A 24066-nucleotide genomic window follows, 5' to 3' on the forward strand; every position below is an offset into this window, starting at 1 on the left:
GGCGTCAGGCCGAGAATCTTTCACTATCGATCGTGATCTCAAGGACAATTCCGGCGGCGTTCCAATCTCGCACGACTCCGCCAAGCTCACTCGCCGCGGCGCGGATCAAGCGGCTGCCGAAACCTTCGTGTTCGGTTGCGACCGGAGATGGTCCTCCAACCTCTCGCCACTGGACAGTCACCTTGCCGTCCCTCTTGGAGCAAGCGATCTCTATCGAGCCGGCGGCCGCCGAGAGGCTGCCATGTTTGGCAGCGTTGGTAGCGAATTCGTGTAGCAGGAGAGAAAGCGGCGTGATCATGGCTGAAGGCACCGGCATATCGATGCCACTGATCGCGAAGCGGGGGTGCTCGCCAGTTCGATGGCGGTATGGCGCGAGGATTGCGGCAATCAATGCATGTAGGCTCGTCGCGACCTGAAGAGAGGGGCCAGTCGACGGGAGCATCGTCAGCGCATGCGCCCGCGCGAGGGCGCCGAGGCGGTCGGAAACGGTGGAGGCGAGCGCGGCCGGAGTTTCAGCGGCTGGCGCGCTCAAATTGACGATGGTCTTTGCTATGGCAAAAAGGTTCTTCACGCGGTGGTCCATCTCGCGAAGCAGCAGCTCCCGCTGCTCCTGCGCGCGCAGCCGCTCGGAAATGTCACGGCCGATCTTGGAGACACCAATAATTGCGCCAGACGCGTCCGCGATCGGGGAAGCGGTCAAAGAGATGGGAATGCTGCTGCCATCCTTGTGCAGGCGAACGGTCTCGAAATGCTCGACATGCTCTCCATTGCGAATGCGCGCCAGAATCTCGCGCTCCTCGTTCTGGCGATCGGGCGGTATCAGCGACATGAGCGGACGTCCGATCATTTCCTCGCGGCCGTAGCCGTAGAGACGCTCGGCGCCGCTGTTCCAGTCCGTGACGATGCCATCCATATCGGTCGCGAGAATGGCATCATCCGAGGATTCGACGAGCGCGCTCAGTCGCGTCGCACTGGTTTCCGCCCGCTCCCGTTCGATCGCAAACCCGAGCTGACGGGCAATAGTCAGCGCAAGTTCGCGTTCACGATCGGGGAAGCGATGGCGGGCTGGATAGTAAACCATGAACTTGCCGATGAGCTCGCGGGAGCTGGCAAGCGGGATAAAGGCCAGCGCTTCGATTCCCTCGCCAAGGACCGTGTCGATGATCTGCCGGGATTCACCGCTGAGACGAATATCCTCGACAAAGATAGGTTCGGCATCGTGCTCCCCGCGCGTCCATGGTGTGTGACCGTTGACAGCCCTGCGATAGTCCTCGGAGAGTGAGCGCCAGGCGACGAAGCTCATGACGCCGTGGCTGTCAAATCTCAGGATCGAGGCGCGCGACGATCCGAGGGCGTCGCATATGGCGTCCAGCGCCGCATCGTAGATCTCGTCAAGGCCGTTGGCCCGGTAAAGTCGGTCTGTGAGACGAAAGAGGACGGCTTGCTCGCGGACAATATCGCCGTCGGCCGGCCCACGCTGGCCTCGCCCCATGCCCGCATTCCTCACGGTCCCGTGCTGCATGGCTCTGTCCCACGGACGCCTCTATTAAAGTTCGGCCATCCTCGACCAAATAGCACCGCGTCCAGGGTTCGGGCCCTTGGACCGCAGACCCCGACGAACCAAACAATATGCGCCTTGCGCCGTTTCGCAATAGGGACTTGGGGTCGTGACGTTGATTAGGACCGTCAGTCCTTATCGCTGCTTGGTTCTTGCGGACGGACGACATCTCACGAGACATACCCCGTGACGATACGGGTCCAAGAGGCTGGGAAGATTTCGAATGGACGGGCTCTTGCGCTGCTGCGACCCCGGACTGTCAGCTCTTCGGGGGGCCGCAGCGTCCCTTCAGCACGGCGATCTCGGTCTCGTGGTCGCCGCCGGACATCGACGCGACCGGCACGCCGATGAGGAAGACGCCAAGCGCGTCGCCGTTCGAACGTAGCCTGGCCGCTCGCAACTCCCTCAGTCAATGGCGCGGCAGCAGCTCGGTTGAACGCGCCGCGTGAAATGGTTGGAGCACACATCCGAACCGCGCCGCTTATAACCGCCGAATACGGTCAGCGTCTGGAGCCGTCGGACGAGGCGCGCTGATGCTACGACGGGGATGCGCTGAGGCAAGTGTGCCGCTTCGTCTCCTGCCTGGGACCGTCCACGCGATCTCGGCGCCGTCGGCTTAAGTGAAAGTCTTCGTTCAGCCCTTGGTGCTCGGCGCCGGCGGCTTCGGTGTCCCGTCGAAAGAAAGTCGCTCGACCGTGGCGACAATGGCCACTGCCAGCGCCTCGGCTTCTCCAGCAACGTTGGGCCGTAATGGCCGATGACTCGTCCATCAGTCAGAGCTGATGGAACTGAAACACCCCCTGTGCTTATTGCCGCAAGACTTAACATTTGAGGGGCGCCCCGCCGCACGGGATGCGTTAATTCCTGCTCGACGCTGGCGGGGCCGAGACCAACCTTCGACTTCGCCCGCTGGCTCCGGCCGGCGGGTTTTTTGTAGTTGGAATTTTTTGTCAGGCGGCAGTTGGGAAGCGCGACGCACTCCTTTGGCTCGAGTTGCAAGCGTCGTGTCGGGCTGGCTTTCCCGACAAGAGCCCGCGGCCCCATCTATCTCGGCTGCGGACCCTTTCAGGTTTCAGGCGGGATCTTCGCCCCTCGGTCAGCCATGAACTGAGGAATCCGCGTTCATCAGCTGCGACGAGGTTTTGTTGCTCGGGGCCCCAAAAATCGGCATGTTCAGATGTCTCCGTCGGCATCCAGAGCTTTGGTTTTGCGACGCATCCGGCGATCTCATAGGGAACCAGACTGCGTTCGGCATCGGTCGGATCGAACCAGAGTTGCTGGAATCGCACCGGTCGCCACAAGTGGCGCCCTTCGCCGGGGGCTGTCGGTCCCGCATCCCGCCTCACGGCGTCGCTATGCTGATGCTCCTTCGGCCGCCCTGTTGAACCGGTCTCAGGGCCACGAACCTGCTCCAGCACCGAACTGACTTATTTCCGCTGACGGACATTTCGGTGCCTGCGCCTTGTACGCCCTTTTTCGGGTTGGTCGGGAGAGCGGCGGCTCTCCCGACAGAGAGTCAGAGGGGGAGGGGGTTTTCGCGACGGGTTGAAAGCGGAAGGAGAGGCCTTCGGCGCCCGTCGCGGAGAATTGTGATGTCTGTCCGGACTAACCGAACTCATTCCGTCGCCGACCGGCCGAACCTTTACGACGAGATCACCGGCAAGATAATTACCGAGCTTGAAGCGGGGCATTTTCCTTGGGTACAGCCGTGGGGCACCGCGGTGGCAACGACCTCCGCGGCGCTTCCGAAAAACGCCAGTACGCACCGAGCATATAGCGGGATCAATGTGCTTATTCTCTGGGGCGCCGTCGCCGAACGCGGATTCCCAACGCACAGTTGGGTGACCTATCGACAGGCTGTCAAGCTCGGCGGGAACGTTCGCAGGGGCGAGCGTGGTACGACGGTCGTTTATGCCGATCGTTTTGTCCCGGATCATGAGAAGAAACGGGCTCGCGAGACAGGCGAGAACGCCCAGGCGATGCCGTTCCTGAAGCGCTTCACCGTTTTCAATATCGAGCAATGTGAAGGACTCCCCGATGAAGTCGCAGCTTTATCGCCGCCGCCACCCGCTAGCTTGGTCGAGCCACGAGTCGAGGCGTTGATCAAGGCCACAGGTATCGATTTCCGCATTGGCGGCCACAGCGCATTCTACATGCCGCCTTACGACTATGTTCAGGTGCCGCCCCCTCAAGCATTTTTCGAGCCGATCGACTGGCATCGCACTGCGTTGCATGAGCTTGGGCATGCCACCGGCCACTCTTCACGCTTGGCCCGTGACCTCTCTGGTTCTTTCGGCTCAAGGAAGTACGCGTTCGAGGAACTCGTGGCGGAGATAAACGCAGCTTTCTGCTGCGCGGCGTTGGGTATCGTGCCAACAGTGCGACATTCCGACTATGTCGGCTCCTGGCTGGAAGTGTTGCGAAAGGACAGCCGCGCCATCGTGCGTGCCGCCAGCCGGGCCAGCAGGGCAGCCGAGTGGCTTCTCGGCTACCTCCCGGAAGAGGTTGACGCATCCATCGACTTGGGTGCGGGCAACGAAAGGAGAGCGGCATGAGCCGGTCCGTAAGCCCTGCTTGGCCAAGTCAGCGCCTACCGTCGAAGGCATGCGCGTTCTGCAAGTCGTCGCTTGCTCGTCCTTGGTGTGCCGGTTCATTCGAGAAATGAAGAGAGAGAGATCGGAAGGAAGTCGGTGACGGGTTCAGGACCGAGAGAGAGGCTCTCGGCGCCCGTCTCGGAGAAACCTCGATGGCCAACGCCGTTCAGAAGATCACCCTATCGCCCTCGCGCGACATTCCCTTCAACAAGCTGGTGCTTGCCCAAACCAATGTCAGGCGGATCAAGGCCGGCGTCTCGATCGAGGAGCTGGCTGCCTCGATCGCTCGGCGCGGCCTCATCCAAAGCATTCATGTCCGTCCCGTGCTCGATGCCGGCGGCGAAGAAACCGGAATGTTCGAGGTCCCAGCTGGTGGGCGGCGTTATCGCGCTCTGGAAATGCTTGTGAAACAGAAACGGCTTGCGAAGACCGCATCGGTTCCCTGTGTTGTGGGCAATACGTCTGGCCCGGTCCTCGCCGAGGAAATCTCGCTTGCCGAGAACGTTGAACACGCTCCGCTCCACCCCTTGGACCAATATCGGGCGTTCAAGGACATGCTCGAAAAGGGCATGTCGGAGGAGGAGATCGCAGCCGCATTCTTCATCTCCACCAACGTGGTGAAGCAGCGTCTCAAGCTAACGGCCGTGTCGCCGGCGCTTCTTGACGTCTACGCCGAGGACGGCATGACGATCGCCCAGCTCGAGGCATTTTCCGTCAGCAGTGACCATGCCCGACAGGAACAGGTCTGGGAGGCGGTCAAGAACAGCTGGTCGAAGGAACCCTACCAGATCCGCCGCATGCTAACCGAGAATACGGTGCGCGCCTCCGACAAGCGGGCAGTTTTCGTCGGGCTCGAGAGCTATGAGGCGGCGGGCGGTGAAGTGCTGCGCGACCTGTTTCAGTCGGACGATGGCGGGTGGCTCCAGGACGTCCCGCTGCTCGAACGGCTCGTCACCGAGAAGCTGCAGATGATAGCCGACGAGATTGCCAACGAAGGTTGGAAGTGGATCGAAGTCGCCGTGAGCTTCCCCTATGGAGCGACAAACGGTTTGCGCGAGCTCGAGGGCACGCCGATCGACTTGACCGGCGACGAGCAGGTAACGCTCGATGCGCTGCGCGACGAGTTCGACAAGCTTCAGGCGCAGTACGAGGAGGCCGACGAACTGCCGGATGATGTCGACCAGCGGTTTGGCGAGATCGAAACCGCGATCAAATCACTCGAGGCGCGTCCCGTCCGCTTCGATCCGGTCGAGATCGCGCGTGCAGGTGTCTTCGTCAGCCTCGATACGGACGGTGTGCTTCTCGTCGAGCGCGGCTTTGTGAGGCCGGAGGATGAGGCGCCCGCTACGCCCGAAGGCGCTAGCGATCCCGGCGTCGACGGGGCCGACGTCGAAGCGACGGGCTCGGTTCAGCGGGCCGTGATCACTATCGGTGGCCAGCAGGTGGAACAGGAGGATGACGAGGAAGACAGCAACAAACCATTACCGGATCGCCTGATCATGGAACTGACGGCCGATCGCACACTGGCTCTGCGCGACAAGCTCGCAAACGATCCCGCAACCGCCTTCCTGGCCGTGCTTCACAAATTCGTCCGCGACGCTTTCTCTCGCTACAGCGCGCGAGGCGTGGCGATGGAAGTCTTTGTCCGCGGCACGGTCTTTGCGGTCCAGTCCGAAGGGCTTAGGGATACGATTTACGCGCGCTCGATCCAGGCCCGCCACGAGGCCTGGGAAAAGCGTCTTCCATCGGACGTAGCCGGTCTATGGGACGCGCTCGCCGCATTGCCGGGTACCGAGCAGGCAGAGCTGTTCGCACATTGCGCATCCTTCGGCGTCAACGCCCTTTACGAAAGGGCCGACCGCTACGGCAACGGCGCCATCTCTGCCCACGGCGTCCGGCAGCGCCTGTCGGATGCCGACAACCTAGCCCGGGCAGTTGGGCTCGACATGATTGACGCCGGATGGCGGCCCACTGTCGGCAACTATCTCGGCCGTGTCACCAAGGCGCGCATCCTGGAAGCCGTTCGCGAGGGTGCCGGCGAGCGCGCCTCCCAGCTCATCGATCACCTCAAGAAGGGCGACATGGCCAAGGAAGCCGAGCGTCTGCTCGCCGATAGCGGCTGGCTGCCTGAGCCTCTTCGGCTTGTCGACGTTGATGCAGAAGCAGCCGGCACCGACGCTGGCGACGAAGACGAAGCTCTGCCTGAATTCCTGGCAGGTGACGACGGTGTCGCTTTGGTCGACCAGGAAGAAAAGCAGCTGGACGCCGCCGAATAGGCCAACTTCCTGCTGCGCCCCATTGCCCGGCCCTCGCAAGAGCGCCGGGCGTTTTTGTGAACTGTGGTGAGAGCGAGGGTTCGGCCGGGACGGGTTTGAGCCCGTGCGGTCAGAGAGAGCGCCGATGGGCTTTTCCTTTGTTTCGCTCTCCGAAGGATATCCGATGAACTTCCTGTCTACGACGGCGACCGCCAATGCGGCCGCTTCCGCCGCTACGCCTGCCGATCCCGCCTCAGCAGTCTATGCGGCGGCCGTGTATCTACTCCCCCACCTCGAATGCGGTCGGCGCATCGACGCTGTCATCCTGCGAGCCGCGATGGAAGCCTCGTTCGGGGCGTCCGACACGAGCGGCGCCTGGGATTGGAAGACGGCCTATGACGCCTGCGAGGTCGCGACCGTCCTGTTCCTTCGCAAATACGGCAAGTCGCTTCTGCGCAAGGCTGGTTCCGTGGCATCTGCCTTACCGCTTTTCAGCCGGATTGCGGACCTTCTGCCCACGCATACGCGCCGCTCCGAGGAGAGCCAGGCGCTGCAGCAATTCTCGACGCCCGTCCCGCTCGGTCTCGCAGCCGTCACCGCTGCCGCGGTAAGGCCGACTGACCGGGTGCTCGAGCCTTCCGCTGGCACGGGTTTGCTTGCGATCCTCGCCGAGATCGCAGGCGGCTCACTCCTGCTGAACGAGCTTGCGGAGATGCGTGCCGGCCTCCTGTCCAATCTTTTCCCGGCCCTGAGGGTCACACGCTTCGACGCGGCGCAGATCGACGACCATCTTGATCCGGCAAGCCTGCCCACTGTTGTGCTGATGAACCCGCCGTTCTCGGCCCTCGCCAATGTGCAGGGTCGGGTCGCGGATGCGGCGTATCGCCATGTCGCTTCGGCGCTCGCGCGGCTCGCCGACGGTGGCCGGCTGGTCACCATCGCTGGCGCGAGCTTCGGGCCGGAGATGCCGGCGTGGCGCAACGCATTCGCGCGGCTCCAGGAGCATGGCCGAGTCGTCTTCACCGCTACGATCAGTGGCGCCGTCTACGCCAGGCATGGGACAGGGATCGAGACTCGGCTGATGGTCATCGACAAGACGCTGGCTGGCGATCCGTCCTTCATTCCGGCCTCGGCCGGCTTTGCGCCGGATGTCGCCACGTTGCTCGGCTGGATCAAGGAGCACGTTCCGGCACGGCCGCCGATCGCCGAAGCGGCCAAGGTCGTTCCCGTCCTTGCCGCGCCCCGGACGGTCAGCGGCTATCTCGCCCGCACTGTCGCAGGCACAGCAAACCGGCAGCTGTCCGAGCCGATCGGCGTCGAACTATCGTATGAGACAGTCGATTGGGCGCCCGACGACGGAGCGCGGCTGACGGACGCGATCTACGAGGAATATGGATTGCAGACGATCCGTATTCCGGGCTCCCAGGCGCACCCGACCAGGCTGGTCCAATCCGCTGCGATGGCGTCCGTCGCGCCGCCCCGGCCCAGCTATCGGCCGACGCTGCCCGACGATATCCTGACGTCGCTCTCCGACGCTCAGCTCGAAACGGTGATCCTGGCCGGCGAGGCCCATTGCGGGTTTCTCTCGGGTTCTTGGTTAGTCGAGCACGCACTCGATGTTGTCAAAGCAGCACCCGACGACGCACCGGCAGCCGTGCGCTTCCGGCGCGGTTTCTTCATCGGTGACGGGACCGGCGTCGGCAAGGGCCGGCAGTCGGCGAGCATCGTGCTCGACAACTGGCTGCAGGGCCGACGCAGGGCCGTGTGGATCTCGAAATCTGAAAAGCTGCTCGAGGACGCGCAACGCGACTGGGCCGCGCTCGGCATGGAGCGCCTGCTGGTCACGCCGCTGTCGCGCTTCCCGCAAGGGCGCACCATCACACTGCCAGAGGGCATCCTGTTTACAACCTATGCCACGCTACGCTCCGACGATCGTGGCGAGAAGGTTTCGCGCGTCAGGCAGATCGTCGAATGGTTGGGTTCGGATTTCGACGGAGTGCTCATATTCGACGAGGCACACGCCATGCAGAACGCCGGCGGCGGCAAAGGAGAGCGTGGCGACGTCGCGCCCTCGCAACAAGGTCGCGCCGGCTTGCGCCTGCAACATGCCTTGCCTGGCGCCCGTGTCGTCTATGTCTCCGCCACCGGCGCGACCACCGTCGCCAATTTGGCCTACGCCCAGAGGCTGGGCCTGTGGGGCGGCGAGGACTTGCCGTTCTCGACCCGCGCGGAGTTCGTCGAGGCGATCGAGGCGGGCGGCGTGGCGGCAATGGAGGTGCTTGCCCGCGACCTTCGAGCGCTCGGCCTCTATACGGCACGCTCGCTCTCCTTCGACGGCGTCGAATATGAACTGGTCGAACATAAGCTGACGCTTGAGCAGCGGCGGATCTACGATGCCTATGCCGGCGCCTTTGCCGTCATTCACAACCATCTCGACGCGGCCATGCAGGCCGCCAACATCACCGGCGACAATGGCACGTTGAATCGCCAGGCCAAGTCCGCCGCGCGCTCGGCTTTCGAAAGCGCCAAGCAGCGCTTCTTCGGTCACCTGCTGACGTCGATGAAGACGCCGACGCTGATCGGCTCGATCGAGCAGGATCTTCAGTCCGGGCATTCGGCTGTCATTCAGATCGTCTCCACCGGCGAGGCGCTGATGGAACGCAGGCTGGCGGAGGTGCCGACGCAGGAATGGAACGATGTCCGCGTCGACATCACGCCGCGCGAATACGTGCTCGACTATCTCGAGCATTCCTTTCCGGTTCAACTCTACGAGCCCTTTACGGATTCGGAAGGGAACCTGTCGTCGAGGCCGGTCTTTCGCGACGGCCAACCCGTTGAGAGCCGCGAGGCGGTCGCGCGCCGAACGGCACTGATCGAGAAGCTGGCGAGCCTGCCAGCGGTCCCCGGCGCGCTCGACCAGATCGTCCAGCGCTTCGGCACCGACATGGTGGCGGAGGTCACGGGCCGGTCGCGGCGCATCGTCAGGAAGGGCGAACGCCTGATGGTCGTAGGCCGTGCAGCCTCCGCGAACCTCGCGGAGACGCAGGCCTTCATGGATGACGTCAAGCGCATCCTGGTGTTCAGCGAGGCCGGCGGGACAGGTCGCAGCTATCATGCTGAGCTTTCCGCGCGTAACACGCGCCTGCGCGTCCACTACCTTCTTGAGCCCGGTTGGAAGGCCGATACCGCCATCCAGGGCCTTGGCCGCACGCATCGGACAAATCAGGCGCAGCCGCCGCTGTTTCGACCGATCGCCACCAATGTGAAAGCCGAGAAGCGTTTCCTGTCGACGATTGCCCGACGCCTCGACACGCTGGGCGCGATCACGCGTGGCCAGCGCCAGACCGGCGGGCAGGGCCTGTTCCGGCCAGAGGACAATCTGGAATCGCATTATGCGCGCGATGCGCTGCGGCAACTCTATTTGCTGATCGTCCGCGGCAAGGTGGAGGGCTGTACGCTCAGTCTGTTCGAGCAGACCACTGGGCTCGCGCTGACGGACGAGAATGGCATCAGGGACGACCTGCCGCCGATCACCACTTTCCTCAATCGCCTTCTGGCGCTCACCATCCAACTGCAAGACATCCTGTTCGCGGCTTTCGAGCAGTTGCTCACGGCGAAGGTTGAAGGGGCCATCGCCGCTGGGGTCTACGACCTTGGGCTCGAAACGCTGCGAGCCGAGCGTTTCGTCGTCACCGATCGGCAGGCGATCTACACCCATCCGGGCACCGGCGCCGAAGCGCAGCTCCTCACCATCGATCAGCGTCACCGCAACCGGCCCATGCCGGTCGAGGAAGCTGTCGCCCAGCTCGACGATCAGCGCGCTGTGCTTCTGATCAACGAACGCTCAGGACGTGCTGCGGTGCAGGTGCCGGCGCCATCCTTCATGCTCGATGATGGCGAGATCGAGCGGCGGGTCCGACTGATCCGACCGATGGAGCAACACCATGCATCGCTGCGTATGATGGGGGACAGTCATTGGCAGCAAGCTGATCGCGGTGCTTTCACGGCTGCCTGGAGCGCCGAGGTCGCGAGCGTTCCGGCATTTTCGGACTCGACCATACACATCGTAGCGGGGCTGCTGCTGCCGATCTGGAAGCGGCTGCCAAACGAATCGAGCCGGGTCTACCGGCTCCAGACCGACGAGGGGGAGCGCATCATCGGACGAAGGGTCTCGGCCGCATGGGCCGCCGGCGCGCTGGCAACCGGCGTCAGCACGCTGACGGGACAAGATGCCTTCGCCGCCCTTGCAGATGGACGAACGATGCTCGACCTAGCGGAAGGGCTTCATCTGCGCCGCGTCCGCGTCATGGGCGCCAATCGCATCGAACTATCGGGCTTCACCGACACCATGCGCGAGCGGCTGACGGCCTACGGGCTTTTCCACGAGATCATATCCTGGAAGCTGCGCATGTTCGTCCCTATGGACGCAAGCGGGCCTGCGGTGCTCGACAAGGTCATCGAGCGCTATCCGGTGCAGCGCATCAGCGAAAGGGAGGCTAGCTGATGCCGCCTCGCGATGCATCCGAACTGGCACGCCGCCTCGCCCAGCGGGCCGAGGCGGCGTGCCGTCATTACCTCTCCAATGGTCGCCGCGTTGGCAACTACTGGCTGGTTGGCGATGTCGGCAATGCGCCGGGTCGCTCGATGTTTGTTCGTCTCAAAGGGCCAGACTCCGGCAAGGGCGCCGCCGGGAAATGGACCGACGCCGCCACCGGCGAGCACGGTGACCTTCTGGACGTCATTCGGGAATCTCTCGGCCTGGCTGACTTCAAGGACGTATCCGATGAAGCGCGCAGTTTTCTGTCCATGCCTCGCGCGGACAGCGAACGTGGCGAACACAGCTCGCCAGCGGTTCCCGCTGCCGGCGGCTCCACTGAGGCGGCAAGACGGCTGGTCTCCATCTCGCGGTCGATACCAGGAACGCTTGTGGAGATCTATCTTCGTGGGCGCGCGATCACAGCCTTGCACGATACCGGGAGCCTTCGGTTTCATCCGCGCTGCTATTACCGTCCTGGACGCGGCCCGACCGAAACATGGCCGGCAATGATCGCGGCGGTCACCGACCTTGAAGGCAAGCTCACCGGCGCCCATCGCACCTGGCTCGATCCGAGCGGGTTCAGCGAGGCCCATCTCGGGCGCGCTCCGATCGAGACACCGAGACGAGCCATGGGCGAACTGCTCGGTCACGCGGTCCGCTTCGGTTGCGGCTGCGATGTCATGGCCGCAGGTGAAGGCATCGAGACCATGCTGTCGCAACGCACCGTCCTGCCTGCCATGCCAGCGATGGCAGCGCTGTCCGCCGCGCATCTCTCCTCAATCCTGTTCCCGGGAACATTGCGGCGGCTCTACATCGCCCGCGACAACGATCCTGCAGGCGACACAGCAGTGGCAACCCTCATCGAGCGCACCAATGCGGCCGGTATCGAGGCGATTGTGCTGACGCCGCAACTCGGGGACTTCAACGAGGATCTGCGTCTGCTCGGTGCCGATGCCCTAAGGGCGTTCCTGCGGGTCCAGATCGCGCCGCAGGATGTCGATCGCTTCATGAACCGGGCGGCCTGACCGTAAGGGGAAGAAGGGCGCGTGCCGGCGGTGCATGGCTCGGATGCGATGGAGGTCCTTCGTTGAGGCGAGGGCCGGCCCACGGCCTTCAAGAGGGCGATCGGGAGCTGGGCGATCCGGACAGGCAATGGCTGCGCCCGGCTATTTTCCGGCGGCCCTTGCCACCCCACGCGGCGCGCCGCGCGGGGTGGCAAGGGCCTTTCCATCGCGAGACAAAATAGCCGGGCTCCGCCATCCTCCAGTGCCGTTGCGGCCCTGCGCTGGCGCTTCGGGTGCAAGTCCGGGTCGTCCATCCCCTTCGTCGCCATGAAGGCCGCGATGGGCGCGGCCGGTCCCACCAAGGCAAGCCGCCATGAGCACCGAACACGATACAGGCTTCGAGCCGCAACCCGCATCCTCACCCATCGACCACATGCTTCAGGAGCTTCAGCTCTACGGCTACCGTCCGTTCGACGACGAACCCGATACGCGCCCGCTTCCCGAGGGCAGGGTCGTCGCGGCCAGCATCGCCGACATCTTCGACGCCCTCGTGGTGGCGCTGGCCGACACGCGCCTTGAACCCGATCTCGAGGAACTGCTGTGGGGTACGGTCAATCTGTTCCATCGCGCGACCAAGCGGATAGAACGCGCGCTCGATGAAAATGAGCTCGCCCAGCAGCGGCTGCAGCGCGAACAGGACGGATCGGAGGTCAAGTCCGTCGAGCTCGAGCGTCTCATCGCCCAGGGTCAGACACTGCTTGAACGTCGCAGCGCCTTTGAATTGATGCGCGACCAGGCTGTCGAGCATTACGAGCGTCACACCCACTCGATCTGGCGCCCACGTTCAGGCTCTGTCGTCAACCATCGCCACTTGACCGCGGCAATGATCGACAGCCGGGACTTCCTGGCCGCGAGGAAGCACGCAGCCAGCCAGGTCCTGTTGCCGCCTGGACCAAAAGTCGCCTTCACAGGCGGGCTCGATTTCAACGATCATCGGCTGATCTGGGCCAAGCTCGACCAGGTCCATGGTAAGCATCCAGACATGGTCCTGCTGCACGGGGGATCGCCAAAAGGCGCCGAGTTGATCGCCGCCAAATGGGCTCAAAGCCGCAAGGTGCCACAGATCGCCTTCAAGCCGGACTGGACCAGGCATGCCAAGGCCGCGCCCTTCAAGCGCAACGATGCCATGCTCGACACCTTGCCGATTGGCGTCATTCATTTCCCCGGCTCCGGCATTCAGGACAACCTCGCGGACAAGGCCCGCAGGCTCGGCATTCCGGTGATGAAGTTTGGCGCCACGTGACATCATCACCAGGCCAATCGCCGCAAGTCAGTCACTCTGATCTCCCGCCGGCCGCGGCGTTTTTTGACGGCTGCCCCTGCCGATGTGGCGTCGAATGAAGGCAAGGCGGCGAACCACGAAGTTCACATCTCATCTCGTCCTGGAATGGAGAACAGGATGCGATCGCCGCGTTTGTCGGCGCAATTCCTTGATCCGGTCCAAGGGCCTGATGCCATCAACCCGTAAAGGGTCGGACTACGCAAAGCGTGCCGCCGTTTCGGCCGTGCCTGCACGGTGATCGCGGCCCTCGGACGGACACATCGGGCGCCTGTCACGCGGGGATCGCTCCCCGCTTCCAGGAACAGGAGCCGGAAAGATGTCCTTCATAGAAGCCAACGCCTTTGCCTTCAGCATCGCCACCAGCCTCATGGTCAGCATCGTCATTTTCCGCGCCGGCGACGGAACACTCTCGGTCGTGCGGGCAGACGAGTATGAAGGAGAAGTCTCCCAGATCGTCCGCGAGATAGATCCACACGAACAATGATCGGGGGAGTCAAGGGCCGGATTTTGCCACCGGCCGTAGATACCTACAGTTCGAACCACAGCTGCCGCTGATCAGGCGGCAACATATCGCCTAGCGACGAAAGCGTCACGCCCAGCAGGCGGATATGTGGCGGCTGCGCAAACTTTGGGGAGGCGGCTCGCATCGATCGACCCGCGAACTGCCATAGCGCATCTGGTCGCCACCATCGTGGAACGGGGAAGCTCCCTCACGTTCACCGACGTTTGCGAACTCAGTGGAAAGATCGGCAATGTTGCGAGCGAGGTGGACCACCTGGCCCTCGCGCTGCCTGTGGTCCTGCACCGCGGAAGCGGAGCATGAGCAGAGTAGTGCAAAGTACTGATAAGGCGACATTATCATGCGTTTTGTCTCGCCGACAAGCTGTGCATCTTTGCCGAAATTGATGGAGCAAGGCGCACGGGCAATTTACTCTGTAATGACGATTAGCCTAGCCCCCGCGACCGCCAGTCCGTTCGCTGCGCCGACCGTTCCGGTCTGGGCGCTACCCGCTGACGTGCACTTAGCGATGCCAGCGCCGCCTTCCAGGCGGGCTAGAATATAGGCTGCCTATGGGTTAACCGCACGGTCGGGAACGGCTTAGCCAACGGTGTCGACACGTGGTCACAACTCTGTCGTGGATTGCGTCGGCCGTATCCACAACATCAAGGGCAAGAACCGGAGCTGACCTCCGGCTCGCGGTCGAAGTTCTGAAGTTCTCGCACTGCGTGCTGTTAATCCAATCAGTCCAAGGTCGGCGCGCTCAATCCAATCGCGAAGGTGCGAAAAGGCATAAACGAAGCGTGCGAAAAGTCGACCGGAGTCTCGGAAAATTCTACCGGGCGGATCTCAAGCCCGACTTCAGTTGCCCGGAGCCGCCAAGTGAGATTGTGGCCAGCGATTTTCGAGCTGTCACGCAATCGACCGCCGCCTGTCTAGAACGGCCACGGCGCGGCGGAACATGCGTTACCCCGCCATTGGAGCTTTTTGGCCCCACTTAGCCGGTCCACGGAACTCAATCCCATAGCGGCCTGCAAGCTCCGCCACTTCCGTTATTTGGTCGGGAATGCGCAGTTCGCGCGTGGCCGCCTCAACGAAGAATTCCTCCAGCCCGCCGGGCGTCAGGATCGTAAGATTGCGCCCTGGCCCTGCACTCACGACCCGGAACGTGTGCGGCACGCCGCGGGCCAAGAAGACCGACCCGCCTGCTGGCACTGCCATAACCTGACCGTCGACCCAGAATTCGTAGGTGCCCTCGATCACGTGGATCACCTCGTCCTCATTGTGGTGCACGTGAACCGGCGGGCCGCCTTGCGGAGGCACCGTCGATTCGAAGACACCCACGATGCCTCCGCTCTGGTATCTGCCGATATTGATCCTGTAGACCGTGCCCATCCATTTGACGGCGCGCGCGACAGGCGCCGAGCCTGTGGCGATGTTCATCGCGTTTCCCTTTCATGTTCGGTCAGCTAGGCTCGGCGCTGCAGCGCCGTTTGCATTGTTAGGGCAATGATCGGGCCGGCGGAAATTGAATGATTGTATGCGGGATATTGGCACCATGAATTTAAGCGCGTTCGATCTCAATCTGCTGCGCGTTTTCAACGCCATGATGCTGGAGCGAAGTACGGTACGCGCCGGGGAACGGGTCGGCCTTTCGCAGCCGGCCGTCAGCTCGGCGCTCGGGCGCCTTCGTTCTATTCTCGGGGATGAGCTTTTCGTGCGCGACGGCAATCGCATGGTGCCGACACCACGCGCTTTTCAGCTGACCGAACCTGTCCGTCAGGCACTGGTGCAGATCGAAGAGGCTCTGGCGGCAGGCGTTTCGTTCGATCCACGGACCTCGACGCGTTCCTTTATGCTCGTCGGATCGGATTATTTCTCAGCCTTGGTCATGCCGAGGTTGGCGGCGATGATAACGCCCGCTGCGCCGTCAATTGCCCTCCAGATGATAGACCACCCTTCGACCGACATTTTCGGCCTCCTGAGCGACGACAGGGCCGACATCGCCTTGGACCGGGCGTTGGAGACGCCGGAGTGGATCGCCAGCCATAAGCTGTTCCGCTCCTGGCTTGTTTGCATCGCTCGCCGTGGGCATCCGGTCCTGGGGGCCAAGGGCCTCCGGCCTGGGGAAACCATTCCTGCCGACATTTTCTGCGCCATCCCGCAAGCCTTGCGTTCGGCTGATGGAAGCAAAACCGGAACCATAGATCCTGCGCTCGAAAGGCTCGGCCTGTCACGCAAGGTCGTCGTCACCGTTCCGCATTTCCAGGCTGTAGCGCTCGCCGTGGCGACGAGCGATCTGCTCGGCAGCATCCCGGTTCACTTTGCGCGTCAGGTGACCGAAGCCCTTGAATTGGATGTCTTCATGCCACCGATGGAATCGCCTGCAATGGACGTCACAATGTACTGGCACCGACGATTTGACCGCGACGCTGGAAGCGCTTGGCTGCGTGAGCAGCTCGTGGCCGTCGCTTCGTTCGATCCGTCAGCCTGAGATACGGTGGATTTGCCACGCTCGGAGCACGCGCTCAACTGCTGTTCTTGCCCATGGGTGCCGGAGTCGTTTTCACACCCGTATAGTGCACAGTTTAGGACGCCTGCCGCTTCCGGACGCAGCCATCAAAAGCGACTGAACGCCGGGCCAGTCGCCGAATTAGTTCCAAGGTGGGACACCGCAGGTTTGGGATTTTTCTTCGCATCCCGTCGCCTATGTGAGACAATGCTAGATCCTTGGCCTGGCTTGGCGGCAATGTCATTGTCGCGTTGCAGTGGTGTTACTGGCCCGCTGATCTGGACATGCTCCAGCGGGTGTTTGACCGGCTCTGCATGGAGCGCCGCCTGGCCAAGAAAGACTGGGAACAGCGGGAACACCTGGCTGCGGAAGTCTTCCAAGTTTTCGACGATGGGACGAAGGAGGAGGCGGACCTGTTGCGTGCGCTTTCCAAGCGCAGCAGAGCATAATCGCTCCCCAGCAAATCAAATACCTGATCGGCGTCATTGCTTGGAAATTCCAGGTGTTTTTCGCTATGCTGCCGGTGGGTGGCGTACGCGTTCACAGCACAAGAAGAGACTGCGCAAGACGAGTGCGAATGTTCACAGAAATTGTCGATGCGCTTTATGAAGCAGCGTTCATAGCGGAAAAATGGCCCGCTGTACTCAGGCAGATCACGGATGCGTCGGCATCGAAAGGCGGCGCTCTCTTTGTCTTCGCGGATGGCGCGCCGGTTCGCGGAAAGGCCGTCGCATGGCTGCAGGATCTGATGAATGAATTCCTTGAGGATGAAAGCCTGCGCCTGTCTACTGCCGCCGCGCGTATGGGCACCGTTCGGCCCTCGAGCTTTGTGGATGTAGACAGATTTATGACGGCCGACGAGGTGCGGGATGATCCGATACGCGTTCGGTTGCGCGCGCGTGGCCTGGGCGTGAATGCCTGCGCGGCCATCCCGATGCCCACGGGTGAGATGGCAATGTTCGTTTTCCAGCGCGGGTTGGGCGAAGGGGGCTACGACGAGCGCCAACTTGAAGTTCTTGACCGGATGAGACCTGACATGGCGCGCGCCACACTTGCGGCCGCGCGGCTCGGCCTCGCGCAGGCGCGCGGCGCTGTCGACGCCTTGGCCAACATCGGGCTTCCGGCCGCCGTTCTCGCCGCCAACGGGCGTGTCCGGGCGACCAACAGCCTGTTCGATCGCGACCAGTCGCTTTTCCTGCCGACGGCGTTTGGCGGCGTCGCCGTTGCCAATTCTCAGAGCAATCGTCTGTTCCATGCCGCGCTGCAAGCGAAGCGTGGCAAACTTTACCCGCGATCTATCCCTGTGCCGGGCACACCGCCGGCGGCAGTGCATGTGCTTCCGCTCAAACGCAGCGCGCATGACCTTTTCGATGGAGGTGATCTGCTCGTCGTCGCGACGGCGATCTCGGCAAGCGCCCTCGTGCCCTCTCCGACCATCTTGACGGGCCTCTTCGACCTGACGCCTGCAGAGGTAAACCTTGTGACTGCGCTAGCCAAGGGACATAGCCTCAAGGCAGCGGCAGCCGAAGCCGGCCTGCAATTCTCGACCGTGCGCACCTACCTCAACCGCGTTTTCCGCAAGACCGGTACAAACCAGCAAAGCCAGTTGGTTGCCCTCTTGAAGTCGGCGCACCCCCTCCCGCGCTGACAGGGGCTTCCAGAGGCCCAACGCTTCGAACGCGGCCCGTCCCCCTTCCTATCATCATATGATGATAGGCGATCCACGGTTTTCTGGGCAGTTTCATCTGCGGCGCCTGATGATTACGGGGACGAGAGCGACGCCGCAATTCGTCCGCCGAGGGATGGCCCATCGGCAAAGGCATCATGATGTTTGGAAGCGTAGTTTGCGGTCCACAATCTGCTAAGAGCCTGCTGACGCGGGATTGCACTGTCGCGTTTGGCTGCGAGCCAATGGCCGACCGAATGCGCCCAAATTCATGGCGCCAATATCCTGCATACAATCATTCAATTTCTCCCCGTCAGATCACGGCCCTAGCAATGGGAGCGGCGCTACAGCTGCTTTCGACCGAATGGTCTCCGCTGCGCGCCCTGATGGCGGTCCGGTCGCGGGCTTGTCAGCGCAGCAGTCCACTTATCGCGTTTGTCCTGAGGTATAAGACGATGAGAACCATGGCCAGCACGAAGGGTATCGGCGCCATCCCCGTGCTGCTGATCCTTGGCGGACTGGGCATGGCGCTCCCTGCCAGCGCGGCGGATGTCGGAGGCAGTTCCGATCACCCGCTGGTCGGACGCTACGACGGGTCCGAGATCGTCGGTTACCAGACGATGCCATTCGATGAGGCAAACCTCCTCGAAGCTCCCTTTTCACCGGCGAGCACCAATGGCGGCGCGGGCTTCAAGACGGTCGAGGGCCACGTCACTCTCATCTACTACGCGCTGCCGCAGGGCCGTTCTACGCTCGAGGTGCTCCGCAACTACGAGGAAGGCCTGAAGGCGAAGGGCTTCTCGGAGGTCTTCACCTGCGCCACCAAGAACGGCTCCTGCTTCGAATCCGGCCAGCCTGAGGGCGGATACCTGCTTGGCCAAGCCGTCGGCGATCCGCTCAGCCTGCCGAAGCTTTCGGACGACTACGTGCACAATTGGTTCCAGGAAGGCGGGCGCTACCTTCTCGCACGGCTCGACCGCCCGGAGGGCGCGGTATACGCGGCCCTTTATCTCGGCGAAAGCAGCAACGGCAACGTCGCCGTGGTCCGGGTTGTCGAGACGAAGGAGATGGAAACCGGCAAGATCCGCGTGGTCACCGCGAAGGAGATCGGCTCGGCGCTCTCTGACACCGGAAAGATTGCGGTCTATGGGATATTGTTCGACTTCGACAAGGACACCATCAAGTCCGAGTCCAAACCGACGCTCGACCAGATCGCGCAGCTGCTGACGTCGGAGCCGGACCTGAAGCTGCGTATCGTCGGCCACACCGACAACCAGGGCGGCGCAGACTACAACCTCGATCTGTCCCGACGGCGCGCTGCCAGCGTCGTTGCGGCGCTCGTCTCCCAATATGGCATCGCAGCCGATCGCCTCACCTCCGATGGCGCCGGCATGATGCAACCAGTCGTATCCAATGACACCGAAGAAGGGCGCGCCAAAAATCGTCGCGTCGAACTGCAGCGGAACGACCCGAGCGGTGGTGCTTCCGGCGGAAACGGCGGCGCTCCGACCAGTTCGGGAAACGCGGGTTAGGCAGGACAAGGTGCGTTCCATAGGCGAGAAGGACCGTCAAATGGCTACCAAGGAAGGCCGAACCGGGGCCGGCGGGTTCCGGCCCCTTTTCCTGGGCATAGCTATCCTGCTTGGTTTGGGCTCGCCGGCCTTAGCGGCTTCGAATGGCGAAGTCGTGCTAGCGGCAGGCGCAAGCACCGGCAACAAGCTCAAGACGCTCAGGCCGGCCGGCGGCGATGACGCCGGGGGAGGCGGCACGCCTCAAACACCGGCGGATATGGGTGGCATGCCGCCGATGCAGCAGGCGGATAGCGCCTGCGGCGATGGCAATGCACTGGCGACGGTGGTGATCAACCAGCCGGGCCTCGACAAGCTCAACGTGCGCAGCGGACCCGGCGGCCAGGTGGTCGGCACGGTGCCAGAAGGCGACACGGTCTCGGTGGTCGGCCCGTGCGGCGCGATCAGCGGGGCGGCGGGGTTCGCCAAGCCGAAGACGCAGCCAGGCGGAGGCGCTGGCGGCGCCGGTGGCTGGTGCCAGCTCAGCGCGCCCGTGCATGGTTGCGTCTCCTCCCAGTTCCTTTCGTTCGGCGGTGGTGATGTTGGCACGCTGCCCGGGGGCGCGGCCGGGTTCGCGAAGTCGAAGAGCCAGCCGCAGGAGCCCGCGTCGGCGGGGGCCGGCTTCTCGGGACGCTGGGCCGCCAATGCCGACAACGTTGCCTACAGCCTCTCGCTCAAGCAGAAGGGCAACAACGTCTCAGGCAATTATCAGGGCGCCGACGGCAGCGCCGGAACGATCAGCGGCAAGCGGAGCGGCAACATTCTGTACTTCTCGTGGGTCCAGAAGGACGGCACACGTGGGAGCGGCAAGTTCGTGCTCGCCGACGACGGCCAGTCCTTTGACGGCTCCTACAACTTCTCCAACAACCCCGATGCTGTCGAGGGCAGCTGGAACGGGACGCGGCAATGATCGCGGCGACCTGACGTTTTGGTTGAACGCAACTTCAACAGGCACATCCCGGAGGAGCCAAGCCATGTCTTTCGAGGGAACGGCGCGCCGCTTCTGCGAGCTTCTCGCGGTATTGACGCTTATGTCTTTCCTCCAGCCAGACCCGGCGCATGCCAGCGACTGCACGTCTTTCTCAGGCGTTTGTGTGGACGAGCACCTGACGTTCAACGGGAACTCCCGCATCCTCGAGATCACCCTGTGGCCAGATGGAAATACTGACGTCTTTAACGTAATCGTGCCCGGACAACCCCAGACGGAATGGAAAACGGGTTCAGTCCTAAGGCTGGCGGTTCAGCCGGATGGCACGGTGACCTATTCGGCACAGGGTTGCTACGGCGGCAAATATGGACTCTCGTCGAGTTGCGGGGCTTGGCGCCAGGTCACGCGGCGATTCCCGCCACTCCATTCTGCCGATGCCGGAAGAAGCGGAGGAGACTCGACCGCCGAAACGGGCGTCGATCGACCGGGCCACGATTACGACAGGTTCGATTTGGAGGTCACAATCGCTGGCTTCGGACCCTGCAAGTCGGCGTGCGAAGCCGACGCAAACTGCAAGGCTTGGACTTATGTCAAGGCGGGCGTTCAAGGTCCTAAACCAATATGCTGGCTGAAATCGGCTGTGCCGCCGCCAACGCCGAACGGCTGTTGCGTCTCGGGTGTGAGGACGGGAACAGCCTCGACACCTCCTCCTCCGGAGAAGCCCGTCAAGCACACCGGCAGGGGCAATGCGTGTGTCGCCTATGGCGATCGCATGTCAGCCATTGCCAGCGAGGCGCGCGGTCTTGGCTGTAAATTTGTTCAGATCGCTCCCTGGAACAATCCCCTCGACTATTGGCTGCAGCGATGCGTGGCCCATTCCGGTGATGGCGTCGCCGATTCCGAGGAAGCCCGCTTCAAGCAGCGATTGAATGATTGCAAGAATGGTGGCGGAGGCAGCGCCGCCGCGACAGGTGGCGGAGGTGACCAGGGTGGCGGCTCCTGCGGCGGGGGGACGGCGACGGTGGTGATCAACCAGGCGGGGCTGGACAAGCTCAATGTCCGCAATGCTCCCGATGGCCAGGTGACCGGCACGGTCCCGGAAGGCGAGACTGTGTCGGTGACCGGTCCGTGCGGCACCGGCGGTGCTGCAGGCATCATCGCAAACAAGCAAAGCGGCGGCGATGGCGGCTGGTGTCGGATCAGCGCGCCGGTGTCCGGCTGCGTCTCTGCCCGCTTTCTGAAGTTCGGCGGCGGGGCTGCCGGCTTCGCCAAGAGCGCGGCGGGGTTCGCCCAGTCGAAGGAAAAGCAGACATCGACGTCTGGAGCGGCCGGCTTCGGTGGAAGCTGGAGCGCCAATGCCGACAATGTCGCCTACGAGCTCTCGCTGCAGCAGAACGGCAACGGCGTCTCCGGCCGCTACCAAGGCGATGACGGCAGCGCCGGGCAGATCAACGGCAAGGTGAGCGGCAACGTGCTGCGCTTCTCCTGGCTCCAGTCGGACGGCACTCGAGGCAGCGGCAAGTTCAAGCTCGCCGCTGACGGCCAGTCGTTCGCGGGCAGCTACAATTTCGGCAACAACCCCGACGCCGTGGAGGGCTCCTGGAATGGGACACGGCAATAGGCAAGGGAGCGCACGACCGTGACAGGTTACACCATCAGTCGATTCCTGCCGCCATTGGCAATGTTTGGCGCTCTCCTGCTGCCGGGCGAGACGCTCGCCGCCGCCCTCAAGCTCACATGTGGGCGCGCAGACGTCATGAACCCTAGGTGGAGCCTGCCGATGACGTTTGCTTATCCAGGCGGCGACGCCGGCCCGGTTACGGTGAGTGGGCCTTTCGGCGACTTTTCGATCGCTGTTAAGCGCTCGTCCATGTCAATCCAGGGTGAGGCCGGCGAGGCTCTGGACGGCACCGCCAAGGTTCGCGTCAAGCTGCCAAGTCTCGCCGGTCTTGAAGCATGCATCGAGCAAACCCGCGATCCGGCGTCGAAGCCGGACGACAAGGACGCCTTCCTCAACGCGCGCGACGCGTGCCTGCAGAAGCTCGCCCCGGCGCCGGGGGGCGCCGATGTCGTAGCGGGACTGAGGATCGGGTTGCTCGCTGACAAGGGCGACTCGAGCGGTGAGGACGGCTTTGTGGATCTCAGGCTCAGATACGAAGGGGAAAGTCGGGCGCCGGACGGGGCGATGACCGTCGAGCCTCTTCCATCTCAATGCCTTTTGGAAAAGTGACTCGATCTGGGGACCAGGTGACGAGTGGGAGCGTCGCCCCACGACACATGACTGGACATTTCAGCTGCGGACATCAACCCGGTCTTTGGAGTGCATAATGCCCCTCACGTCAGTTCTGCGGATATCGGTCGTCGGCCTCACCGTCATATCATGCGCGGCAATCGCCACCTCTGCGTCCGCCCGTGACCGTCCGGGAACGCCGACAGACCCGCAAATATATGGAGGGTTGAGCGTCGGCATTACGGTCACTTGGAGAAATACGGCGGGAACCGTTTTTACAATCGGCGGAGTGCGTCCCGAATTGGTCGGCTTCGAAGTTGAGATGACTAAAAATGGTAACAAGTATGCGCCACCGATGTCGATATTGCCTCGGGAGGTTGGGCGCCAATGGAACCCTTTCTCCTTCGACTACCACACGACGCCCAACCAGCTGCCGACCAGCCCAATCAACATAGTCGGCTTCACGATCCGAGCAAAAGAAGTAGAGCCGAATACCAAATACTGTTTCAGAGTCAGGGCACGAAGGCAATCTGACCAGGTTGTTTCGGCGAATTGGTCAGGCACATCCTGCGTCACGACGGGTTCACCACCGGAGAAGCCCATCAAGCATACCTGCCGGGCCGGGGATCGGGGAGGGTGCTCGACCTCGTCTGCGGGAACCCCGTGGGGGACAGTTTGCGTTCGTTATGCAATGGCAGCCGTTAAGGCCGTTAAGGAAAACAGCAGTCGCGGCTGTGGTGGCACCGGCGCTCTATGGGCTTCGAGCGGAGAGGATCACGTCAAGTGGTGCATGGGTCACAAGGACGACATGCAGCTTCTAGACATGGAAGCCAAGGCGCGATCCGATGCGCTGGCCATTTGTGGCAGCGGTACCAGTAACGCAGGTGGCGGTGGTGACCAGGCCGATAACTCCTGCGGCGGGGGGACGGCGACGGTGGTGATCAACCAGGCGGGGCTGGACAAGCTCAATGTCCGCAATGCTCCCGATGGCCAGGTGACCGGCACGGTCCCGGAAGGCGAGACTGTGTCGGTGACCGGTCCGTGCGGCACCGGCGGTGCTGCAGGCATCATTGCAAACAAGCAAAGCGGCGGCGATGGCGGCTGGTGTCGGATCAGCGCGCCGGTATCCGGCTGTGTCTCTGCCCGCTTTCTGAAGTTCGGCGGCGGGGCTGCCGGCTTCGCCAAGAGCGCGGCGGGGTTCGCCAAGCCGAAGGAAAAGCAGACATCGGCGTCTGGAGCGGCCGGCTTCGGTGGAAGCTGGAGCGCCAATGCCGACAATGTCGCCTACGAGCTCTCGCTGCAGCAGAACGGCAACGGCGTCTCCGGCCGCTACCAAGGCGATGACGGCAGCGCCGGGCAGATCAACGGCAGGG

General features: G+C 63.0%; 17 protein-coding genes. 14 read left to right on the forward strand and 3 right to left on the reverse strand.

Going from position 1 to position 24066, the window contains the following annotated elements; genetic code table 11:
- Positions 1–4 precede the first annotated feature (4 nt).
- Together EN852_RS27095 and EN852_RS41005 are read right to left on the reverse strand one after the other, a co-directional pair.
- On the reverse strand, positions 5–1522 hold the full coding sequence (locus EN852_RS27095) for a PAS domain S-box protein (protein ID WP_127878392.1): 1518 nt from the start codon (positions 1520–1522) through the stop codon (positions 5–7).
- A gap of 295 nt (positions 1523–1817) precedes the next feature.
- Complete coding sequence (locus tag EN852_RS41005) at positions 1818–1958, reverse strand: hypothetical protein (protein WP_189546196.1); 141 nt, start codon at positions 1956–1958, stop codon at positions 1818–1820.
- A 1192-nt stretch (positions 1959–3150) separates the two neighbouring features.
- Here EN852_RS41005 and EN852_RS27100 point away from each other — a divergent pair.
- From EN852_RS27100 to EN852_RS41010, 6 genes are all read left to right on the forward strand, one after another.
- Positions 3151–4113 (forward strand): zincin-like metallopeptidase domain-containing protein, encoded by a 963-nt coding sequence (locus tag EN852_RS27100; RefSeq protein ID WP_127878394.1) that lies wholly within the window; start codon positions 3151–3153, stop codon positions 4111–4113.
- A gap of 191 nt (positions 4114–4304) precedes the next feature.
- Positions 4305–6428, forward strand: a complete 2124-nt coding sequence (locus tag EN852_RS27105) for a ParB/RepB/Spo0J family partition protein (protein WP_127878396.1) — start codon at positions 4305–4307, stop codon at positions 6426–6428.
- Between the two features lie 163 nt (positions 6429–6591).
- Positions 6592–10911, forward strand: coding sequence for a strawberry notch family protein (locus EN852_RS27110; protein WP_127878398.1), 4320 nt, complete (start codon positions 6592–6594; stop codon positions 10909–10911).
- Complete coding sequence (locus EN852_RS27115; RefSeq protein ID WP_127878400.1) at positions 10911–11969, forward strand: toprim domain-containing protein; 1059 nt, start codon at positions 10911–10913, stop codon at positions 11967–11969. The genes EN852_RS27110 and EN852_RS27115 overlap by 1 nt, the downstream gene beginning before the upstream one ends.
- Before the next feature lie 352 nt (positions 11970–12321).
- On the forward strand, positions 12322–13251 hold the full coding sequence (locus tag EN852_RS27120; RefSeq protein ID WP_127878402.1) for a DUF2493 domain-containing protein: 930 nt from the start codon (positions 12322–12324) through the stop codon (positions 13249–13251).
- 355 nt (positions 13252–13606) lie between these two features.
- Complete coding sequence (locus EN852_RS41010; RefSeq protein WP_189546198.1) at positions 13607–13774, forward strand: hypothetical protein; 168 nt, start codon at positions 13607–13609, stop codon at positions 13772–13774.
- A gap of 981 nt (positions 13775–14755) precedes the next feature.
- Here the strand turns inward: EN852_RS41010 and EN852_RS27125 are convergent.
- Complete coding sequence (locus EN852_RS27125) at positions 14756–15232, reverse strand: cupin domain-containing protein (protein WP_127868802.1); 477 nt, start codon at positions 15230–15232, stop codon at positions 14756–14758.
- Positions 15233–15347: 115 nt separating this feature from the next.
- Between EN852_RS27125 and EN852_RS27130 the strand changes: the two genes are divergently transcribed.
- From EN852_RS27130 to EN852_RS41735, 8 genes are all read left to right on the forward strand, one after another.
- Positions 15348–16283, forward strand: coding sequence for a LysR family transcriptional regulator (locus tag EN852_RS27130; protein WP_127878404.1), 936 nt, complete (start codon positions 15348–15350; stop codon positions 16281–16283).
- Between the two features lie 236 nt (positions 16284–16519).
- The gene (locus EN852_RS41015; RefSeq protein ID WP_189546200.1) at positions 16520–16750 is read left to right on the forward strand and encodes a hypothetical protein; all 231 of its coding nucleotides are present in this window, start codon (positions 16520–16522) and stop codon (positions 16748–16750) included.
- Between the two features lie 128 nt (positions 16751–16878).
- Positions 16879–17949 (forward strand): helix-turn-helix transcriptional regulator, encoded by a 1071-nt coding sequence (locus EN852_RS27140; RefSeq protein WP_127878406.1) that lies wholly within the window; start codon positions 16879–16881, stop codon positions 17947–17949.
- Between the two features lie 482 nt (positions 17950–18431).
- Positions 18432–19499: an OmpA family protein gene (locus EN852_RS27145; RefSeq protein WP_246694416.1), complete on the forward strand. Its 1068-nt coding sequence runs from the start codon at positions 18432–18434 to the stop codon at positions 19497–19499.
- 40 nt (positions 19500–19539) lie between these two features.
- A complete protein-coding gene (locus EN852_RS41020; RefSeq protein ID WP_189546202.1) occupies positions 19540–20445 on the forward strand; it encodes an SH3 domain-containing protein in 906 nt (301 codons plus the stop codon).
- Positions 20408–22084 carry a PAN domain-containing protein gene (locus tag EN852_RS27150; protein WP_189546204.1) on the forward strand — a complete coding sequence of 559 codons (1677 nt, stop codon included), beginning with the start codon at positions 20408–20410 and terminating at the stop codon, positions 22082–22084. The genes EN852_RS41020 and EN852_RS27150 overlap by 38 nt, the downstream gene beginning before the upstream one ends.
- A 159-nt stretch (positions 22085–22243) precedes the next feature.
- A complete protein-coding gene (locus EN852_RS27155) occupies positions 22244–22693 on the forward strand; it encodes a hypothetical protein (RefSeq protein WP_127878410.1) in 450 nt (149 codons plus the stop codon).
- 823 nt (positions 22694–23516) lie between these two features.
- Positions 23517–24066: hypothetical protein (locus tag EN852_RS41735; RefSeq protein WP_210238261.1), on the forward strand; the 550-nt coding region annotated here is incomplete at its 3' end.

The organism is Mesorhizobium sp. M2E.F.Ca.ET.209.01.1.1, assembly GCF_004010375.2.
In the GTDB taxonomy this organism is placed as follows: domain Bacteria; phylum Pseudomonadota; class Alphaproteobacteria; order Rhizobiales; family Rhizobiaceae; genus Mesorhizobium.